Source organism: Natronomonas amylolytica (assembly GCF_037031205.1).
Taxonomy (GTDB): Archaea; Halobacteriota; Halobacteria; order Halobacteriales; family Haloarculaceae; genus Natronomonas; species Natronomonas amylolytica.
In genome coordinates this window covers 223,363-243,149 of sequence record NZ_JAYEZM010000002.1, presented here as the reverse complement: position 1 = coordinate 243,149, position 19,787 = coordinate 223,363, and the positions used below count along the sequence as shown (strand labels likewise).

16 protein-coding genes are annotated in these 19,787 nt (G+C 67.3%); 6 read left to right on the top strand and 10 right to left on the bottom strand.

Going from position 1 to position 19,787, the window contains the following annotated elements; all coding sequences use genetic code 11:
- Positions 1-24: 24 nt before the first annotated feature.
- Positions 25-735, top strand: coding sequence for an alpha/beta hydrolase family protein (locus U5914_RS04220; RefSeq protein WP_336134405.1), 711 nt, complete (start codon positions 25-27; stop codon positions 733-735).
- On the opposite strand, the gene U5914_RS04215 is transcribed toward U5914_RS04220, so the two are convergent.
- Entirely contained in the window at positions 732-1,745 is a 1,014-nt protein-coding gene (locus U5914_RS04215; RefSeq protein ID WP_336134403.1) for a double winged helix-containing putative transcriptional regulator, read from the bottom strand. The genes U5914_RS04220 and U5914_RS04215 overlap by 4 nt on opposite strands.
- Before the next feature lie 201 nt (positions 1,746-1,946).
- Between U5914_RS04215 and U5914_RS04210 the strand changes: the two genes are divergently transcribed.
- The 4 genes from U5914_RS04210 (at position 1,947) to U5914_RS04195 (ending at position 6,261) form a co-directional block, all read left to right on the top strand.
- Positions 1,947-2,087, top strand: coding sequence for a hypothetical protein (locus tag U5914_RS04210; RefSeq protein ID WP_336134401.1), 141 nt, complete (start codon positions 1,947-1,949; stop codon positions 2,085-2,087).
- A gap of 189 nt (positions 2,088-2,276) precedes the next feature.
- Complete coding sequence (locus U5914_RS04205; RefSeq protein ID WP_336134400.1) at positions 2,277-4,493, top strand: PAS domain S-box protein; 2,217 nt, start codon at positions 2,277-2,279, stop codon at positions 4,491-4,493.
- Between the two features lie 89 nt (positions 4,494-4,582).
- Positions 4,583-5,416, top strand: a complete 834-nt coding sequence (locus U5914_RS04200; protein ID WP_336134399.1) for a deoxyribonuclease IV — start codon at positions 4,583-4,585, stop codon at positions 5,414-5,416.
- 65 nt (positions 5,417-5,481) lie between these two features.
- A complete protein-coding gene (locus U5914_RS04195; RefSeq protein ID WP_336134398.1) occupies positions 5,482-6,261 on the top strand; it encodes a class I SAM-dependent methyltransferase in 780 nt (259 codons plus the stop codon).
- Here U5914_RS04195 and U5914_RS04190 read toward each other — a convergent pair whose 3' ends face one another.
- The 9 genes from U5914_RS04190 to acs (U5914_RS04150) form a co-directional block, all read right to left on the bottom strand.
- Positions 6,262-7,485, bottom strand: a complete 1,224-nt coding sequence (locus tag U5914_RS04190) for a threonine synthase (protein WP_336134397.1) — start codon at positions 7,483-7,485, stop codon at positions 6,262-6,264.
- 784 nt (positions 7,486-8,269) lie between these two features.
- On the bottom strand, positions 8,270-9,445 hold the full coding sequence (locus U5914_RS04185) for a lactate 2-monooxygenase (protein WP_336134395.1): 1,176 nt from the start codon (positions 9,443-9,445) through the stop codon (positions 8,270-8,272).
- Between the two features lie 93 nt (positions 9,446-9,538).
- The gene (locus U5914_RS04180) at positions 9,539-9,769 is read right to left on the bottom strand and encodes a DUF8119 family protein (RefSeq protein WP_336134393.1); all 231 of its coding nucleotides are present in this window, start codon (positions 9,767-9,769) and stop codon (positions 9,539-9,541) included.
- 90 nt (positions 9,770-9,859) lie between these two features.
- Positions 9,860-10,318, bottom strand: a complete 459-nt coding sequence (locus tag U5914_RS04175) for a universal stress protein (RefSeq protein ID WP_336134391.1) — start codon at positions 10,316-10,318, stop codon at positions 9,860-9,862.
- Between the two features lie 3 nt (positions 10,319-10,321).
- Positions 10,322-12,013, bottom strand: coding sequence for a VC_2705 family sodium/solute symporter (locus U5914_RS04170; protein WP_336134390.1), 1,692 nt, complete (start codon positions 12,011-12,013; stop codon positions 10,322-10,324).
- Positions 12,010-12,474, bottom strand: coding sequence for a DUF4212 domain-containing protein (locus tag U5914_RS04165; protein WP_336134389.1), 465 nt, complete (start codon positions 12,472-12,474; stop codon positions 12,010-12,012). The genes U5914_RS04170 and U5914_RS04165 overlap by 4 nt, the downstream gene beginning before the upstream one ends.
- 57 nt (positions 12,475-12,531) lie before the next feature.
- Positions 12,532-14,505, bottom strand: a complete 1,974-nt coding sequence (gene acs / locus U5914_RS04160) for an acetate--CoA ligase (RefSeq protein WP_336134388.1) — start codon at positions 14,503-14,505, stop codon at positions 12,532-12,534.
- Between the two features lie 208 nt (positions 14,506-14,713).
- A complete protein-coding gene (locus U5914_RS04155; RefSeq protein ID WP_336134386.1) occupies positions 14,714-17,236 on the bottom strand; it encodes a bacterio-opsin activator domain-containing protein in 2,523 nt (840 codons plus the stop codon).
- A gap of 195 nt (positions 17,237-17,431) precedes the next feature.
- Positions 17,432-19,420, bottom strand: coding sequence for an acetate--CoA ligase (gene acs / locus U5914_RS04150; protein WP_336134385.1), 1,989 nt, complete (start codon positions 19,418-19,420; stop codon positions 17,432-17,434).
- Between the two features lie 164 nt (positions 19,421-19,584).
- Here acs (U5914_RS04150) and U5914_RS04145 point away from each other — a divergent pair, with 164 nt between their 5' ends.
- Positions 19,585-19,782 (top strand): hypothetical protein, encoded by a 198-nt coding sequence (locus U5914_RS04145; RefSeq protein WP_336134384.1) that lies wholly within the window; start codon positions 19,585-19,587, stop codon positions 19,780-19,782.
- Positions 19,783-19,787: the final 5 nt, after the last annotated feature.

Sequence of the window (19,787 nt, the reverse complement as noted above, 5' to 3'; positions counted from 1 at the left end):
GGTGCGGGGCGTCTGCGACGACGTATGACGACCCGTCACACCATCCCCGTCGCCGACGACGAATCGGTCGTCGCCGTCCACCACGAGGCCGACGCCGACGACTGGCTCGTCTTCTGTCACGGCTTTCTGAGCGACAAGTCGGGCAGTTACGAGGAGCGTTGCGAACGCGCGGTCGCGGAGGGGTACAACGCGGTCCGATTCGACTTCCGGGGCTGTGGCGAATCGGACGGCGCGTTCGTCGACCAGAATCTCTCGACGCGTATCGCCGACCTCCGGGCGGTCGTGGACTACTTCGAGGTGCCGTCGTACACGGCCTTCGGCTCCAGTTTCGGTGGGAAGACGGCCTTCCATGCGGCCGTCGACGACGACCGCATCGAGGCCATCATCACGCGCGCGCCGGTCACCTACAATCGGGCCTTCGCGGCGGCCCGCGAGGCCGTCGAATCGGCGGGCGTCTTCCGGTACGACGAGGAGTACGTCATCGACGACCGCTTCTTCGAGGACTTCGACACCTACGCCTTCGCGGACGTCGCCGAGCGCCTCGACGTGCCCGTCGCAATCTTCCACGGCCGCGAGGACGCGACCGTTCCCCTCTCGGACAGCCTCGACGCCGTCGGGGCGCTGTCGACGGACACCCTGTTGCAGGCCTACCGCGAGGAGGGCCATCGCTTCTCGGCGGCCACCGAAGACCGACTCCGCGAGCAGGCCTTCGACTGGCTGGCGAGTGCTCGTTAAAAGTCGGCGACGACGTCGTTGTGGTAGGCGAGGTACTGCGCGCCGAGGGCGTGGCCCTCGACGGTCCGGAGCGTTCGACCCGAAACGTCGGCCTCGTAGGCGTGCTCGACGGCCAGCGACTGCGGGTCGATGCGAATCAGGCCGTGCTCGAAATCCGCGCGGTGGTTCGGACAGACGACGACGGCGTTGTCGGCCTCGGCCGGCCCGTCGTGGGGCTCTTCGGGCGGCATGAGGTAGTGAACCTCCGCGTAGCCCGCCTCGGGGGCCTGCCGGCGCCGGTCGCCACAGACCATACAGCGGTGGTCGTGGCGCGCCGGGAGGTCGGCGTCGTCGCTCGAAGCGGTCGATGCCTGTTCGGCCGACCCGTCCCGTTGGTTAGGCGCCTCGGCAGCAGCCGGGGGGTCGTCAACCGTCGGTTCGACGGGCGAATTCGCCGCTTCGGCCGCCTCCGAGGCCCGCGCACTCGGCAGTCGCGAGGCGGCAGCCTCCGAGAGGTCGGCATCGCCCTCGACCAGTCGGCGGCCCTTCGTCGTCATGTCGATGACGCTGTTTTCGTACTCCGCATAGCCGAGCGCCTGCAACCAGCCGCGGTAGGCCTCGGCGTCCTCGATGTCGGCATCCAGCTCCCGCGAGAGAAGTTCGGCGGCCTCGATATCGGTGACGGGGCGGAGCGCCAGCACCTCCACCAGCGCGCGGACGCCCGCGACGTTCGCCGCCAGCGCCTCGAAGAGGACGCCCTCGTCGTGGCTATCGAGGAAGTCGCGGCCGTAGGGACCGAGCGAGGCCCCCGAATCGGTACGCTCCAGCACGTCGATAGCGGCGAGGAACTCGAGATACCGGTCGGCGTCCACGCCGGCCCCCTCGGCGTCGAGACGCTCGCTTATCTGCGCGCGAATATCGGCCTCGGCGGGCGACTCGCCGCGAACGTCCCGGAGCAGGGCCCGGAGAGCGGCCAGCCACGACTCGGGCGGGCCGGAAAGCGCCACGGCGGTCGGTCGGTCGTCGCTCATCGTCGGTGGATGGGCGGGCGGCCACAGGAACCTTCCGGGTCCCGCCCGCCGAGGTGTGCATCCACGTGTACACCCCGTCGCCGTCTCCGCGTTGAAAGGTCGGGGCTACTTATGGGTCGGCCCTCACAACTCCGACGTACGGCCCATGGGAGGATGGCCCGCCTACCGGCGGGACCCGCCGGGTCGGGAGGAACCAAAACCATGCTCAAACGCGTTCGGCGCCTGTTCGCGGACGAGGACGTCATCTATGAATGCCGGGACTGCGGGACGACGCTCGGACCCCAGGCGGAGGACTGTGGGGTCTGTGGGTCGACCGATATCGCCCACTACGCCATCGATTAGCCGTCCGGAATCCGGACCGCGCCCTTCGAGGCAGGCACACTGTCGACGCACCACCGCCAGCAGGAGCCAGCGACGTCGACCAACGGGTCGACGGAGGCCGCTCACGGCGCTCCGGCATCGGCCTGTCATGCGACGTTTGTTTATAAACCACCCAGTACGCTTATCTCGGGGGCAGACGCTATATGTGCCGTGCACGCCGGGCATCGCGTTCTGGTCGTCGCCGACGACGTCACGTTCCGTGAGACCGTCGGCCAGCAACTACGGAACCACGGTTTCGAGGTGACGGACGCCGGCGGCGCCGCCGACGCCCTCGATGGCCTCCATACCGTCGACTGCGTGGTCGCTGACCACGAATTGCCCGAAACGACGGGGATAGACCTGTTCGAATCGGTCCGCGACCGGCGGCCCGACCTGCCGTTCGTCCTCGTAACCGACGCCGACGACCCGGACGTCGTCGACGACGCCTTCGACGCCGGCGTCACCGCGCTCGTCAGGAACCAGCAGACGTCGGCGACCTACACGCTGTTGGCCCGGCAGGTCGAACGCGCGGTCGAGGGGTCGGCGGGGTCGTCGACGCGGCCCTCGACCGACGAGTATCGGCGGTTCCTCGACGCCATCGGCGACCCCGCCTACATGACCGACGCCGACGGCAATATCACGGTGTTCAACGCGCGGGCCGCCGAACTGACCGGCTACGACTCCGAGACGGTGGTCGGCGAACACGTCTCGTTGCTGTTGGACCACAGCGACATCGAGCGGGGCGAGGCGGTCATCAGGGAACTGCTCGAGGACGGCGGCGACCGGACCGCGACCTACGACATCACCGTCGAGACACGCGAGGGCGACTGCATCGACCTCGAAAACCACGTCGCGTTGGTCACCGACGCCGACACGTTCTACGGCACCATCGGCGTCCTCCGACGGCGCGACGACGAGACGAACAGTCGCCTGCGACAGCTCCACGAGGCGACTCGGGAACTGGTCTCGGCCGGCGATAGCGACGAAATCGTCAGGCTGACGCTGCAGGCCGCCAAGGACATCCTCGACCAACCGCTCGCGGTGATTCGACTCGCCGAGGACGGCGAGCTGCGGCCGTCCTACGTTACCGACGAGGCCGAGGAGATACTGCCGACCCGGCCGATTTATCCGGTCGGCGAGACGCCAGCGGGCGAGGCCTTCGCCGCTGGCGAGCCCCGAATCGAATCGGACCTCCGCTCGCTGTCGGGCGAGTACGACCGCGGCGACACTGCCTCGGCCGGCTACTTCCCGCTGGGCGACCACGGCCTGTTGGTCATCGCCGCGACCGAACCGGACGCCTTCGACGAGGCGGACATCCAACTCGCGACCGTGCTGGCGGCCAACGCCGAGGTGGCACTCGACCGCGCGGCCAAGGAGGAGCGCCTCCGCGAGGAGCGAGACGACCTCGAGGCGCTCTTCGAGAACATCCCCGACCCGACCATCGAGACCCGCATGGAGGGTGGCGAACCCATCGTCGCCCGCGCCAACCCGGCCTTCGAGGAGGTGTTCGGCTACACCGACGAGGAGATCGCCGGCGAGAACGTCGACGAGTACATCGTGCCGTCGGACGACGAGGCCGCCGACCAGTACAACGAGCGCATCCAGCAGGGCGAGGGGTTCCACGGCGAGGTCCGCCGGCAAACGGAGGACGGCCTCCGGGATTTCATCCTCCACGTCGTCCCCCACGACGTCGGCGAGGAAGTCACTCGCGGCTACGCCATCTACACGGACATCACCGAGCAGAAACAGCGCGAGCGCGAACTCGCCCGGCAGAACGAACGCCTCGACCAGTTCGCGAGCGTCGTCAGCCACGACCTCAGAAACCCCCTCAGCGTCGCCCGCGGCCGCCTCGAACTCGCGGAGATGACCGGGGAGGAGGAACACCTGGCGGCCGTCGAGCGCGCCCACGACCGGATGGAGGAACTCATCGATGGCCTGCTCGCGCTGGCCCGACAGGGCGAACTCACCGACGACCCGATACCCATCGACCTCGAGAACGCCGCCGAAAGCGCGTGGGAAACCGTCGACACCGAGGACCTCGACCTCGCCTTCGAGGACCCGCCGGTCGTGGCCGCCGACCCCGAACGGCTTCGGCAACTGCTGGAGAACCTCTTTCGGAACTCGGTCGAACACGCCGAAAACGCGACCACCGTCACCGTCGGCGGCCTCGCCGACGGCTTCTACGTCGAAGACGACGGCGTCGGCATCCCTGAAAGCGAGCGCGAGACCGTCCTCGAATCGGGCTACTCCGGCGACGGCGGCACCGGTTTCGGCCTCGCCATCGTCGACACCATCGCCGAGGCCCACGACTGGGACGTGACCGTGACCGAAAGCGAATCCGGTGGCGCCCGCTTCGAGTTCACCGAGACGGCGACGCCACACGAGTGAGCGGCGACGCGTCGGGCGGCCCCCGACGGCCGGCGGCAATCGCCCCCGGATTCCGAAGCCCCTAACCCCCCTCTGGACCGAGAGCGTGTATGCTCAGAATCGGTGCACACACCTCTATCGCGGGCGGCGTCGACAACGCCGTCGACGAGCAACTCGACTACGACGGCAACTGCGGGCAGATATTCAGCCACTCGCCGCAGGTCTGGCAGGACCCCAACATCGGCGACGACGAGGCCGAGCAGTTCCGCGCGCTGTCGGACGACAACGACGTCGGCCCGTGGGTCATCCACACCTCGTATCTGGTCAACCTCTGTACCCCGAAGGACGACCTCCGCGAGAAGTCCATCGACTCGATGCAGAAGGAAGTCGACGCCGCCGACAAACTCGACATCCCCTACGTCAACGTCCATCTCGGCGCCCACACGGGGGCGGGCGTCGAGGGCGGCCTCGACAACGCCGCGAGCGCGCTGGAGAACGTCGACGTGCCCGACGGCGTGACCGTCCTCATCGAATCCGACGCCGGCAGCGGGACGAAACTCGGCGGCACCTTCGAGGAACTGGCCGGCGTCCTCGACCGCTGTGACCTCGACCTCGACGTCTGTCTGGACACCGCCCACATGTTCGCGGCGGGCTACGACCTCTCGACGCCCGAGGGCGTCGACGAGACCTTCGCCGAGTTCGACGAGGTGGTCGGCCTCGAACACCTCGAATGCGTCCATCTCAACGACTCCAAACACGAGTGCGGCACCAACAAGGACGAACACGCCCACGTCGGCGAGGGACTCATCGGCGAGGAGGGCATGCGCGCATTTATAAACCACGACGCGGTCGAGGACGTGCCGCTCGTGCTGGAGACGCCGACGGAGAACGGCAAATCCTACGACTGGAACATCGAGCGCGTCCGGGAGTTCTACGAGGGCTGATTCGGCGCTCGCGTTCGGCCTGACGACCCGCGTCCCTTTTCAGTTCCGACGCCGAAACACCGCCAATGCGCCGGTTCTCCGCCGAATACCTGCGGGAGACGCGCGACGGGATGTGGGCCGACAGCCGCGAGGCCCTCACCCCGCTGGACCTCGCATCCTGCGAGCGCGTCCTCGACGTCGGCTGTGGCGAGGGCGCGCTGACCCGCGTTCTCCGTGAGGAGTCCGGCGGCAAGGTGGTCGGCTGTGACCGCGACCGGGAATTGCTCCGGAACCTCAACGGCCCCGCCGTGCAGGCCGACGCCTACGACCTTCCCTTCCCCGACGACAGTTTCGACCTCGTGGTCTGTCAGGCGCTTCTCATCAACCTTCCCGACCCCGAGGCTGCCGTCCGGGAGTTCGCCCGCGTCGCGAGCGACCGCGTGGCCTGCATCGAACCCGACAATAGCGCCGTGGCCGTCGAATCGACTGTCGACGCCGAGGGCCGTCTGGCCGCACAGGCCCGCCGCCGCTACCTGCAGGGCATCGAGACGAACGTCGCGTTGGGCGCCGACGCCGCCGAAGTCCTCCGGACGGCCGGCCTCGCGAACGTGACGACGACCCGCTACGACCAGACGCTGGCCGTCGAACCGCCTTACAGCGAGCGGGAGGTCGAAGCCGTCGGCCGGAAGGCAAGCGGTGCAGGCCTCCGGAAGCGCCGGGAGACGATGGCCGGCAGCGAGGAGGAACTCGACGCCCTCCGCAGCGAGTGGCGCGAGATGGGCCGAGAGGCCGTCCGACAGGTCCAGTCGGGCGAGTACCGCCGCCGGGAGACAGTGCCGTTCTACGTCGCCGTCGGCGACGTCTAATCACTCGGCGAAGGCCGACAATTCCGCGTCCAGTCGGTCGATATCGACCGAATCGACCACATCTGTCGTCGACGACCCGGCGGCTTCCTTGAGACCGGTTCCAGTCGTGACCACGGCCACGTCGTCGCCGTTCGCGAGCGTGCCGGCCTCGGCGAGGTCCCTCGCACCCGCGAGCGGAACCGCCGAGGAGGCTTCGACGGTCAGGCCTGCTTCGGTCGCCAACTCGCGCTGGGCCTCGCGAATCTCATCGTCGTCGACCGCGAGGACCGCCCCGTCCGTCTCTCGGGCCGCCCGAAGCACCCGGTTCCCACTCGGCGGGTCCGCGTTGGCGATAGAGTAGGCGACCGTCTCGCCACCGCCGCCCTCGATGGGCGAGACCGTCTCGGCGCCCGTCGCGAACGCCTCGGCGATGGGCGCACACGCGGCAGTCTGGACGAAGTAGAGGCGCGGCATCTCGTCGATGGCACCCGCCGCGTCGAGTTCCCGTAGGGCCTTCCAGACGCCGCTGGCATGGCCACCGCTGCTGACCGGCATGACGATGGCGTCCGGCGTCGTCGGCGCGAAGGCCTCACAGATCTCCAGCGCCGTCGTCTTCTGACCCTCCACCCGCAGGGGGACGTCCGAGTTGACGAAGGCGATATCGTGGGCCGCACCGGCTTGGAGCGAATCACGATAGAGTCGGCCGTAGTCACCCCGAACGCGCCGGATTTCGGGCTCGAACTGCGCGATGACGCCGAGGCGTTCCTCGGGGATGTCGTCGGGCACGAGGACGACGCAGGGCAGACCGAACGACGCCGCGTAGGCCGCCATGCTCATCGCCATGTTGCCGTGGGAGACGGTGCCGACGGCGTCGATGGCGTGGTCGGACTCGTCTTCGAGGCCGGCGTCGATGGCCGCCAGCGCCACGGCGCTCCCGCGGTCCTTGAAGCTCCCCGTCGGATGCTGGCCCTCGACTTTCAGGTGGATGTTCGTCCCCGCGAAGCCGTCGAGCGCGGGCTCTCGGAGGAGGGGCGTTCCGCCCGCGGCGGCCGCGAGACGGCCGGGGGTCGGCATCCCGACCGGGAGGAGGGCCTCGTACCGCCACAGGCCCGGCGCGTCGGTGACGTCGCTCCAGTCGAAATCCGCCGGGTTCGTATCGAGCCACAGCGGCTCGCCACAGGTACATCTCGCCCGGCGTTCTGTTGTTGTCCTACCGCAGTCGTAGCAGATTCGTTGTAATGGCATGGAGAAGTGGGTTGTCTGGTGATTCGGCGCGTCGCTATTTATAAACCGTGCGTGCTGGATTTGGAGGCGCTTGTCGACGGACGGGCGTCGGTGACCTCCTGACCGCGAACAGCCGGAAAACCCTCGGCGCACTGGCTAGCAGTCGTCTGTTTATAATGGGTGCTTGGGAGTAAGCCGACCGCAACCACCTCGAAAGCCCTCGGTGGGTTCGTGGTCGCTAAGCGGGATATCCTCGCTACGCTCGCGTAGTGCCCGCTTAGCGACTATATAAACGCCAGCGGCCCTCGCCCTTTCAGTCCACCGAGGACCGCAATCAGCCTGCCCTTCCCCGGGTCGGATGGTCGGCCGTGCGGCCGACCCCTCCTCCCGGCCAGTTGGCTTTATAAATGGCGCGCGCTGGCCGACCGCCGTGAGCGTCTTCGCGAACGGCGGTCGGACGACACCGTGCGAGGGACGACCGACTGAGCGAGGCGAAGGAGGGAGTCGGTTGGGGAGGTGTGTGGTGCGGTCGCTGTGCTGTTCGGTGCAGTATCCTGGTGGACTCGAAGGGCGAGGGCCGGTGGCGCCGGAGGGGAGTCGCTGAGGGGCCACTATCCGACCGAAGGGAGGATATGTCCCTCAGCGGGCGCCAGCGGCCCGAGGGCTTCGCAGGGAATGGACGTCGAGGAATTGCCACGCTTGTATTATAGAACATCGAACGCAGAACCTAGCCGGCTGAGGGCTTCGGAGGTGTTGCGGTCAAGCGAGTCCCCAAACTCGACTCAAAAAGGAGCAGAAACTAAACCTAGAGGTCGTCTTCGTGGCGAAGCGAGTCCCGGTCCAGATTATCAACGTCGTCCCGACCGGCCAGCCCCATCGAGAGGTCGAAGTCGGCAATCAGGTTCTCCAGCACGTGATGCACGCCGTCTTGCCCACCCAATGCCAGCCCGTAGATGAAGGGCCGACCGATAAGGCAGGCATCAGCCCCGAGCGACAGCGCTTTATAAATATCGGAACCACGCCGAATCCCGGAGTCGAACGTAATCGTCACTTCGTCGCCGACCTCATCGACGATTTCGGGAAGCGCTTCAATCGCCGTAATCGAGCCGTCGACCTGCCGGCCGCCGTGAGTGGAAACACCAACACCATCAGCACCGTGTTCGACGGCCTTCCGGGCGTCCTCGGGATGCAGCACGCCCTTGATGAGGACGGGCAGGTCGGTGTTCTCGAAGACGAATTCGAGGTCGTCCCACGTCAGCGAGGAGTCGCCGAAGATGTCGAGGAAGTGGTCGACGGCGGCCTGCGGGTCCTCCTCCGGCGGGTCGTCGAGCTGGCTGCGGAACGCGGGGTCCGAGAAGTAGTTGGCGACGCCCTCGCCTTCGAGGAAGGGATAGTAGCCGCGTTCGATGAGGCGCTCGCGCCAGCCCAGCGTCGGCGCGTCGACGGTGATGACGATGGCGTCGTAGCCCGACTCCTCGGCGCGGTTGAGGAACGACTTGGCGATGTCCTCGTCGCTGGACCAGTAGAACTGGAACCACTTGGGGGTGTCACCCAGCGCCTCGGCGACGTCCTCCATCGGCGTCGACGAGAGCGACGAGAGGATGAAGGGGACGTTCAGTTCGTCGCAGGCCGCCGAGGTGGCGAGTTCGCCGTCCTCGTGGACCAGCGTCTGGACGCCCAGCGGCGTCACCATCACGGGATAGTCGATGGTCTGACCCAGCACTTCGGTCGAGAGGTCGCGGTCCTCGACGCCCTGCAGCATGCGGGGGACGATGCGCCACGCCGAGAAGTCCTGTTCCTTGCGGAAGGTCTCCTCGGCGCCCGCGCCGCCGTGGATGTAGGCGCGTGCGGTCTCGTCCATCGACGCGTGGGCCGCCTCGCGCAGGTCCTCGTAACTGACCGGGAACTCGGGCGTCTTGCCCTCGAACATCCCCTCGCGATACACCTGATTGACCTTCCGGTTGCCGAATTGCTCGCCCATACCCGGGGCTTGGCACGCGGGCGCTTAGAGGTATGGGACGCGGCTAGGTGGGAACGAAAAACGAAGTCGGCGGGGTCGGAATCCGATTCGAGATTACTCTTGCTGCTGTGCTTTCGCCATCTTCAGCGACCAGAAGAAGCCGAAGTACGCGGGGATGCCGGCGAGCATGAACAGGTAGAACGCCCACTCCGGATACGACGGCGGGAAGACGAACCGGAAGAGAGCGTCCACGAAGGCGACCCACACGAGCGCGAACACGAGGTCGTAGAGCATGCCCCGCTGGTTGTCCTCGACGTGCTCGCGGAGTCGGTCGACGATGCTCACGGCTGTGGCCTCCGGTGGCTCCTCCGGGGTGTCGGTGGGTAGTTCATCATAAAAGAATCGTGGCGCCGAGGCGCCGTCAGTCTTGCGTGGCTACTCCTCTTGGACGTCGACGACCATGACGGGCACGTGGGTCGACCGGAGCGTCCGTTCGGTGACGCTGCCGAGGATGGCACGCCGGACGCCCGAACGACCGTGGCTGCCCATCACGACGAGGTCGATGTCGTTGTGGTCGGCGTAGTTGGCGATCTGGTCGTGGGGTTTGCCGGCCGAGATGTGTTCGACCGCCTCGAGACCGCGGTCGGCCGCGCCGTCGGCGACGTAGCCGGTCGCCGCGTCGGCCTTGCCTTTGACCTCCTCCATCTCGCCGAAGTGGCCCTGCTCGATGCGGTCCAGTTGCTCGCCGCCGAGCGTGAGACTCATCGAGTCCGTGTCGACGACGTAGAGGGCGTGTACCTCCGCGCCGTACTTCTCGGCGATGTCGAGCGCGTGCTCGACGGCGTTTTCGGCCGTTTCGCTACCGTCCGTCGGAACGAGTATTTTCTCGTACATGGATTAGTCGTCCGCGGGGGTCTCGGTGCCCCCGTCGGCGGCGACGACGTCTTCAGCCGTCTGCTGTTGGCTCATCGGTTCGGGGCTGTGACACTGCCGGACGATCTTCTTGGTCTCCAGCGGCGGCTCTTCGGTCGCGAGGGAGACGCCGATGGTGACTGCGAAGACGATGGGCACGGCGATAAGCGCCGAGCCGATGGCCGGCATCCACTGGGCGAGGGCCGGCGAGATGGTCTCGCCGCCGAAGAGGCCGTAGGTCGGCACGACTTCGTTGATCATCGGGATGGTCCACAGGACCAGCCCGGTAATCATGCCCGCCAGCGCGCCCTGCCGGTTCGTGTTCTCCCACCACATGCCGAGGAAGAACATCGGGAACAGGACGGCGCCGGCCAGCGAGAACGCATACGAGACCAGCGCGGCGATGGGTGCCGCGGGGTCCAGCGCCGCCAGCGTCGTGATGGCACCCAGAAGGAGGATGCTCAGTCGGCCGACGAGGATCTGCTGACGCTGGGTCGCCTCGGGGTTGATGATGTTGGTGTAGATGTCGTGGCTGATGGCCGACGAGCCGGCGATGAACAGGCCCGCGACCGTCGCGATGGCGGCGGCGATACCGCCGGCGGCGATGAAGCCGACGAACCACTGCGGGAGGTTCGACAGTTGGGCCGCCAGCACGACGATGACGTCACCGGCCGCACTCGACATGCCGGGGTCGCCGTAGGTCGCACCGACGTTGTTGCTGTAGAGGTCGGTCCCGAAGGCGGCGAACGCCGGCGCGCTCCAGTAGAGCAGGCAGATGAAGAACAGGCCCCACACGGTCGACCAGCGGGCGGTCCGCTCGCTTTCGACGGTGTAGAACCGGACCAGGACGTGCGGCAGGCCGCAGGTCCCGACGATAAGCGAGAAACACGTCGCGATCCACAGGTAGTAACTGGAGTTGACGAACGGCTCGCTGAACTCGTTGCCGAGGTCGTTGATCAGCATGCCGTACTCGATCTGCGGCAGGACCGTCGAGTAGCCCTGCGTGGCACCGACCACGAAGAGGCCGGCGAGGAACGCGACGATGAGGATGACGTACTGGACGGCCTGGTTCTTCGTCGCGCCGAGCATGCCGGACAGCGACAGGTAGGCGACCGTAATCGCCATCATGGCGACGACCATCACCTGATAGCCGCTGAAGCCGGGGATGAGACCCCCGAAGTCACCGAAGACGTACAGGCCGACGAGCGCCATGCCGCGTGCCTGTCCGATGGCGTAGACGAACCCGATGAGGAACGTCGTCACCGCCGCGATGGCGCGTGCGCTATCGGAGTTGAAGCGGTCGCCGACGAAGTCCGGTGCGGTGTACTTCCCGAACCGTCGGAGCTGTGCGGCCAGGAAGATGAGCAGGATGAAATAGCCCGTCGTCCAGCCGACGACGAACGCCAGCCCGTAGACGCCCGAGAGGGCGATGAGGGCGGCCATCCCGAGATACGACGCCGCGGACATCCAGTTGGCGCCGATGGCCATGCCGTTTTCGACGTTCCCGATGGAACGGCCGGCGACCCACATGTCCTCGGTGTCGGCGACGCGGAAGACGACGCCGATGGCGAGGAACAGCCCGAGCATCCCCAACACGAGAATCGCGGGCAGCGTCTTGAACGAGATGTTCAGCCCCTCCGGGAGCAGTTCGCTCTGAAGCGGGAGCAGGCCGTTCATTCCTCGACACCCCCGTCAGCCGCGACGGCCTCGTCTTCGGTCTGGGTGGCGACGCTCTCGGGGTCGATGCCGTACTTCTCGTCGAGGGCGTCCCGCTTGCGCGCATACCAGAACGACAGGATGAGCGCGCCAGTCGGGGCGCCGAACGCGATGAGGAAGTAATGCAGCGGGAAGCCGAGCACCGGCATCGTCGTCGTCATCGTCCCCGGGACCATGCGCGTCAGCGTTACCGGACCGAATACGATGACCGCCCAGATGGCAAAGCCCAGCCAGACGGTCTTCAGGTGCTCGCGCATGAACGGGGTGCTCGGGTTCAGCAGGTTCACCTCCGCGCTGAGATAGTCGGTCTGTTCGTGGTCCTGTGCCGCCTGTGAGGCGACCCCGCCGTCCGTCTCGACGGGGCGTCCGTCGTCGGTCGGGCGGGAATCACCCGACGTATCGTGAGTGGTTTTGTCTGTCATAGGTATCGTGTGTATGCTGTGTTCGTCGGTGGTCGCTCGAAAAAGGGAGTTGCTCCCTCAGTCCTCCTTGACCTTCTTCTCGATGTCGTCGACGATTTCGGGGTTCCGCAGCGTGCTGGTGTTACCCAGCTCCTCGCCGTTTGCGATGTCGACCAGCAGCCGCCGCATGATTTTCCCGGACCGAGTCTTCGGGAGTTCAGGTGTGAAGATGACCTGCTCGGGCCGGGCGATGGGTCCGATGGCGTCCTCGACGCCCTCGATTATCCGCTGCCGCATCTCCTCGCCTTCCTCGTAGCCGTCCTCGAGGATGACGTAGGCGTAGACGGCCTCGCCTTTCATCTCGTGGTCGCCGCCGACCGCCGCGGCCTCGGCGACGCCCTCGACGCCGACGACCGCCGACTCGATTTCCATCGTCCCGAGGCGGTGGCCCGAGACGTTGATGACGTCGTCGACCCGGCCGAGGATGGTGATGTAGCCGTCGTCGTCGATTTTCGCGCCGTCCTCGGGGAAGTAGACCCACTCGTCGGCCTCGGGGTCCGAGTAGGCGTCCCAGTACTCGTCGATGAACCGCTCGTCGTTCTTGTAGAGCGTCCGGAGCATGCCGGGCCACGGCTTGTTGACCGTCACGTAGCCGGCTTCGCCCGGTTCGACTTCGTTGCCCTCGCCGTCGACGACCTGTGCGTCGATGCCGGGCAGCGGCGGGCCCGCAGAGCCGGGCTTCATCGTCCCGACGCCCGGCAGGGTCGTAATCATCATGCCGCCCGTCTCGGTCTGCCACCACGTGTCGACGACCGGACACTCCTCGTCGCCGATGTGCTTGTAGTACCACTTCCACGCCTTCGGGTTGATGGGTTCGCCGACCGTCCCCAGCAGGCGCAGACTCGATAGGTCGTGCTGTTCGGGGTACTGGCTGCCCCACTTCATGAACGCCCGAATCGCGGTGGGCGCGGTGTAGAGCTGGTTGACGTCGTAGCTCTCGACGATGTCCCACATCCGGTCCTTGTCGGGGTAGTCCGGCGTCCCCTCGTACATGACCGAGGTGGTCCCCAGCGCCAGCGGCCCGTAGACGATGTAGGAGTGGCCGGTAATCCAGCCGATGTCGGCCGCACACCAGTAGGTGTCGTCCGGCTTGACGTCGAGGACGGCCTGACTCGTCCACGAGACGTACGAGAGATAGCCGCCGGTGGTGTGTTTGACCCCCTTCGGCTTGCCCGTCGTCCCCGAGGTGTACATCAGGAACAGCATGTCCTCGGCGTCGCGGACGACCGGCTCGACCTCCGCGCCCGCGTGGTCGGCCACGAGGTCGTCGTAGTCGACCTGATTCTCGTCGAGTTCGTGTTCCTGCTCGTCGCCGAGACGGTCGACGACGACCGTCGTCGTCTCGTGGTCGACCCCGGAGAGGCCCTCGTTGGCCTTGTCGAGGTGGTCCAAGGCGTCACCGCGGCGGTAGTAGCCGTCGCAGGTGACCAGATACTCCGAGTCGGCGGAGTTCATCCGCGTCGCGAGGGCGTCCGCCGAAAAGCCCGCGAAGACGACCGAGTGCGGTGCGCCGATGCGGGCACACGCCAGCATCGCGATGGGCAACTCGGGAATCATCGGCATGTACATCGTGACGACGTCGTCCTCCTCGACGCCGAGGTCCCGAAGCGCCGCGGCGAACTCGTTTACCTCCCGGTGGAGTTCCTCGTAGGTGAACTCGCGGGTCTCGCCGAGTTCACCCTCCCACTGGATGGCGAGTTCGTCGCCGCGGGAATCGAGATGCCGGTCGAGACAGTTCGCCGAGGCGTTCAGTTCGCCGCCGGTGAACCACTCGTAGAAGGGTTCGTCGTCGTCGACCAGTACCTCGTCGTAGTCGGTTTCCCAATCGAGCAGGTCGGCCGCCCGCTCCCAACACTCCGGCCAGTTCTCCTCGAACTCGTCGTAGATGTCGGGATCGGATACGTTGGCCTGCTCGACGAACGATTCCGGTGGTTCGAATACCTCCTGTTCGGCGAGCCGTGCCTCCAGTTGGGATTCCTCCGGGTCTGACATTCCATCCGTTGAACCGTAACGGGTACTAATAAGCGGGGAATCTAAGCATGACAAACTGGTTCGCGGGCGCGGTCGCGAAACCGGCGCGAATCGGCCCCTCGAACCGCCTATCGAGTCCCGGATGAACGTTCATTCGGAATTCGAACGGCGGGTTGTGTCCTTCTCGAATCGGTCAGAATCGGCGGCGGGCGGCGTCGATTTAAAATGTTTAGCCGAGTTCGGGCGCTTCGGCGCCGAGGTGGTCGTGGGTGTGGTCGAAGAAGGACGCCAGCAGTTTTCGCTCGGCCTTCCGGAGGTGGTTGTGGAAGGTCGGCGAGGAGACGCCCATCGAGTCGGCGACCTCCTCGGCGGTCGACCCGCGCGGCCAGTCGAAATACCCCGCGAAGTAGGCCGCCCTAAGGGCCGCCCGCTGTTTGTCGGTGAGCGTCTCCGCGAGCGTATCCTGAAACTCCGCGACCGTCTCGACGGACTGGTCGACGGCGTGTTTCGCCTGCAGGTCCGTCGCCGGGAACTCGGCCTGCAGCCCCTCGACGACGGCCCGGACGTCGTCCTCGCCGGCGATTTCGGCCCGATAGGTCGCCTCGCCCGACTCGACGACCGCCGACCGGATGGTCGCGCCGAGTTCGGTTAGCGTCAGGGCCGGCGAGTCGCCCTCGACGGTGAACTCCAAAAGCGAGCGGTCGGAGTACTCCCGGATGTAGCGGGCGTCGGCGACGCCGTCGGCGGCCATTGTGGTATCGAGGAAGGCGTCGGGTTGGGCACCCGACAGCGTCACGTAGAAGAGTAGCGACGTCTCGGAGACGGGAACGACCGCCTCCAGCGTACACGAACAGCCGTGCTGGCGGGTCGCTCCGACGATGAAGGCGCCGTCGTCGGTACAGCCGAACTCCAGTTCGACGACGGTATCGGCAAGCAGGAGGTTCCGGCGCTCGATGGCCGTGACGGCGTGGCCGATACGGGCGCCGAGGTCCGACAGCAGCGTCCGCTCGCGGTCGCCGAAGGCGGTCGGCCGGTCGGTGAAGACGACCAGGGCACCGTAGGTGGTCTCGCCATAGGCCAGCGGAACGACGCCCGCCGCGCGCACCCCGCCGACCTCCTCCGAATCGAAGGGGCCGACCACGTCGGGGGCGAAGTCGCCGCCGGTGACCCGTGGCTCCCCGGTTTCGAGTGCCGTCTCGACGGCGGGCGTCTCGACGGCGACCGGGTCGGTGTCCTCCCGTTCGGGGCCCGCCCACTCGCGGGGGTGGAGTCGCGGGTCACCGGGGTCGGTGCCGCCGACCCACGCACCGACGTAGGCCTCGCTGTCGGCCAGCGACTCGCAGACGGCGGCCTCGATTTCGTCCCGCGTCGAGGCGTCGATGAGTTGGCGGCCGGCGGCGTTGATGTCGGCGACCAGCGTCTCCAGTCCCTCCAGCGTCTCACACCGTCGCGCCAGCGCGCGCTCGCGGCGGACCCGCTCGGTCACGTCGGTGCCGATACAGACGACGAAGGCCACCTCGTCGCCGTCCATCACCGGCGCGACGGTCTGGCGGACGTGGACCCGCTCGCCGCTCTTGCGACGGGTTGTCAGTTGGCCGGTCCACGGCTCGCCGTCCAGTACCGTCTCCTCCAGTTCCCCGTAGAAGGCCGCGGTGTTCTCGCCGGTGCTGAGCAGGTCGTCGGCGGTCCGGCCGACTGCCTCGCCCTGCGAAAAGCCGGTCAACTCCGCGAAGGCGGCGTTGGCGTACTCGATTTCGCCGGTCGTCGAGGCCAGACAGATGGGCTGGCCAGCGGCCTCGACGGCCTGCTGGAAGGCTCCCGCCGCGAGGGAGCCGTCGGCGTCGGCCGGCCGGACGATGACGGTGAAGCCGTCGAGGCGACCCTCCGCGCGCAAGGCGCCGACGAGCGTCGAGAGCCGGACCCGCGAGCCGTCGGCCCGCTGGAACCAGCACTCCTCGACGGTCACCTCTTCGCGGCCGGCCGCCGCGAGCAGTTCCTTCGGGCGTGCGCGCTCGCGAGCCTCGTCGGCGAACAGCCGTTCGAAGGGCGTCCCGGGAACGGAATCCGCCGATTGGCCCAGTAACGACTCCAGCGCGCCCGAACACCCCACCACGCGGCCGTCGGCGTCGAGTTCGAGGGCGACGACGCTGGCGGCGTCGTCGAAGGAGGGGCCCTCGTCGGCGGCGATGGCCGGCCGGTGGCCGTCGGCGAAGGCCGCCGCGATGTCGGCGTCCTCGACCTCGCCGACGTAGGGGTCGAGTGCGGCCAGTCGGTCCCAGCCGCCGACCTCGCAGATGACGCGCGGGTCGACGTCGGTTTCGGTCAGCAGACGGCGTGCGAAATAGCGCCGCAGGTCGTCGCTGGAGACCTCGTCGAAGCGGCCGTTTCCGGTCGTCTCGGCGGCCCGAGTTGCCACCTCGGTGATGAGCATCTGGACCCGCCGCGGCGTCACGTCGATGAGCCGCCCGTCGGGGTCGGTGCCGGTCGTCGCGGCGTACTCGTCGATGGCCTGCGCGAGGTCCGCCGCGAGGTAGGTCCGGCGAGTCGGGGCGTCATCCTCGTCGCGGACCGAAAGGAAGTGGTGGACCGCGCCCTCGAAGCGCCGTCTGTCGATATCGCCGGGCCGAAGCCGGGTCTGCTCGGCCGGCCGAACGCCCGCTTCGCCGGCCAACCGAACGACGAGGCGCTCCCGGCCAGTCGTGGCGGCGTCCCGAAGCCGCTCGTAGGCCGCCGCATCGAGCGTCGCACTCATTTCGTATTCAATCTACATTCCGAAACCATAGTCCTTGGGATGAGAGACGCCTATCGCGGGCCGATTGGACGAAGAGACCATCGAAGGCCGAATCGGTAACTAATCGAGATGGATTCGGTAGATGGCCACGAACGGAACAGCAACGACCTAACAGCCGATTCGACCGTAATTTCGCCTCTGTCGTGAGAAGCGAAATCAGTCCTCGGGTTCGAGGTACGAGCGGGTCTCGCCGGCGAGGCGGGCCCGCAGTTCGCCGACGATTTCGGGGTTCCGCAGAGCGCTGATGTCGCCCAACTCCGCGCCGGTGGCGATGTCCTCCAGCAGGCGGCGCATGATCTTGCCCGAGCGGGTCTTCGGGAGTTCAGGCGTGAAGACGACGTGGTCGGGGACGGCCACCTCGCCGATGGCCTCGGCGACGCCCTCGGTGACGGCCCGCCGGAGGTCCGCATCGCCGGCGCTATCCCGTTCGGTGCTGACGTAGGCGATGAGTTCGCCGGCCGTCCCGACGACGGCGGCCTCGGCGACGCCCTCGCACCCGACGATGGCCGATTCGACCTCCATCGTCCCGATGCGGTGGTCGCCCACGTTGATGACGTCGTCCACGCGGCCGAGCAGGGTGATGTAGCCGTCCTCGTCGAGTTTCGCGCCGTCGCCCGCGAAGTAGACCCACTCGTCCTCGTCGGGGTCCGAGTACGTCGCCCAGTATTCGGGAATGAAGCGGTCGTCCTCGCCGGCCAGCCCCCGCAGCATGCCGGGCCACGGCTTCTCGACGACGAGATAGCCGGCTTCGCCGGGCTCTACTTCCTCGCCGTCGGCGTCGACGACCTTCGCGTCGATGCCGGGCAGCGGCGGGCCCGCAGAGCCGGGCTTCATCGTCGAGACGGCGGGCAGCGTCGTCACCATCATCCCGCCGGTTTCGGCCTGCCACCACGTGTCGACGACCGGGCAGTCGCCGCCGCCGATGTTGTCGTAGTACCACCGCCACGCACGGGGGTTGATGGGCTCGCCGACCGTCCCCAGCAGGCGCAGACTCGATAGGTCGTGTTCGTTGGGATGGTCGGTGCCCCACTTCATGAACGCCCGGACCGCCGTGGGCGCAGTATAAAAGACGTCCACGTCGTACCGCTCGACGAGTTCCCAGATGCGGTCCTTCTCGGGGTAGTCCGGCGTCCCCTCGTACATCACCGTCGTCGCGCCCAAGGCGAGCGGGCCGTAGACGATGTAGGAGTGGCCGGTAATCCAGCCGATGTCGGCCGAACACCAGTAGGTGTCGGAGGGCTTGATGTCGAGGACGGCGTGGCTGGTCCAGGCGACGTGGGAGAGGTAGCCGCCCGTCGTGTGGCGGACGGCCTTCGGTTCGCCCGTCGTCCCCGAGGTGTACATCACGAAGAGGTCGTCCTCGCTGTCGCGGGCGACCGGGGCGACCTCGGCGTTGCGGTGGTCCTCGACGAGCGTGTCGTAGTCGTGCTGGTCGTCGGACAGCGAGTGGGGGAGGCCGCCGCCGAGGCGGTCGACGACCACGGTTTCGGCGTCGTGGTCGAGCCGCCGGACCGCGCGGTCGGCCTTGCCCTTGTGATTGAGGGCGTCGCCGCGGCGGTAGTAGCCGTCGCAGGTGACCAGATATTCGGAGTCGGCGTTGTCCATCCGCGTCGCGAGGGCGTCCGCCGAAAAGCCCGCGAAGACGACCGAGTGCGGCGCGCCGATGCGGGCACACGCCAACATGGCGACCGGCAACTCCGGAATCATCGGGAGATAGAGAGTGACGACGTCGTCCTCGCCGACGCCCAAATCCCGGAGGGCGGCGGCGAAGGCCTCCGTCTCCCGTTGCAAGTCCCCGTAGGTGTAGGTCTCGGTCTCGCCGCGCTTGCCGACCCAGCGGAGGGCGGCGTGGTTCTTCCGGCCGGCCTCGACGTGTCGGTCGATGCAGTTGTAGGCGGCGTTGAGTTTCCCGTCGACGAACCAGCGGTAGCGGGGTGCGTCCGATTCGTCCAGCACCGCCTCCCAGCGGCGGTCCCAGTCGAGCAACTCGGCGGCCCGTTCCCAGCAGTCGGGCCAGTTGGTCTCGAAGGCGTCGTAGATATCGGGGTCGGAGACGTTTGCGCCGTCGACGAACTCCGCCGGCGGTTCGAAGGTCTCCTGATTTTCGACCCACGCTTCGAGTTCGGCGTCGCCCCCGTCGTCCATCGGTCGTATGTCGGGAGGTCACTCGGATAAACGTTCCTCCCGCGTTCCCCGTCGCGCCCCGCCGTTCGGCGAACCGCCGACGGACCCACCACGGGGGATGCCAATAGGATTAGGCATAGCCCCCTTCATCGTCCGCCTCGTTTGTCGACGTGGAGGAAGGTCCGATGAGCACGAACGCATCCGAGACGAGCGCCGAGGAGTTACAGTCCCTGTTCGTCGAGGTGACCGGCGACGAGTCGGTAACCGACGAACAGCAGGGGACCGACCGGCGGGAGTCCGACGGCGAACAGGACCACCTCGCCGGCCGGACCGAACGCGAGGGCCTTTCGTCGGCCATCGAACAGCCCGACGAGTCGTTCTGAGGCAC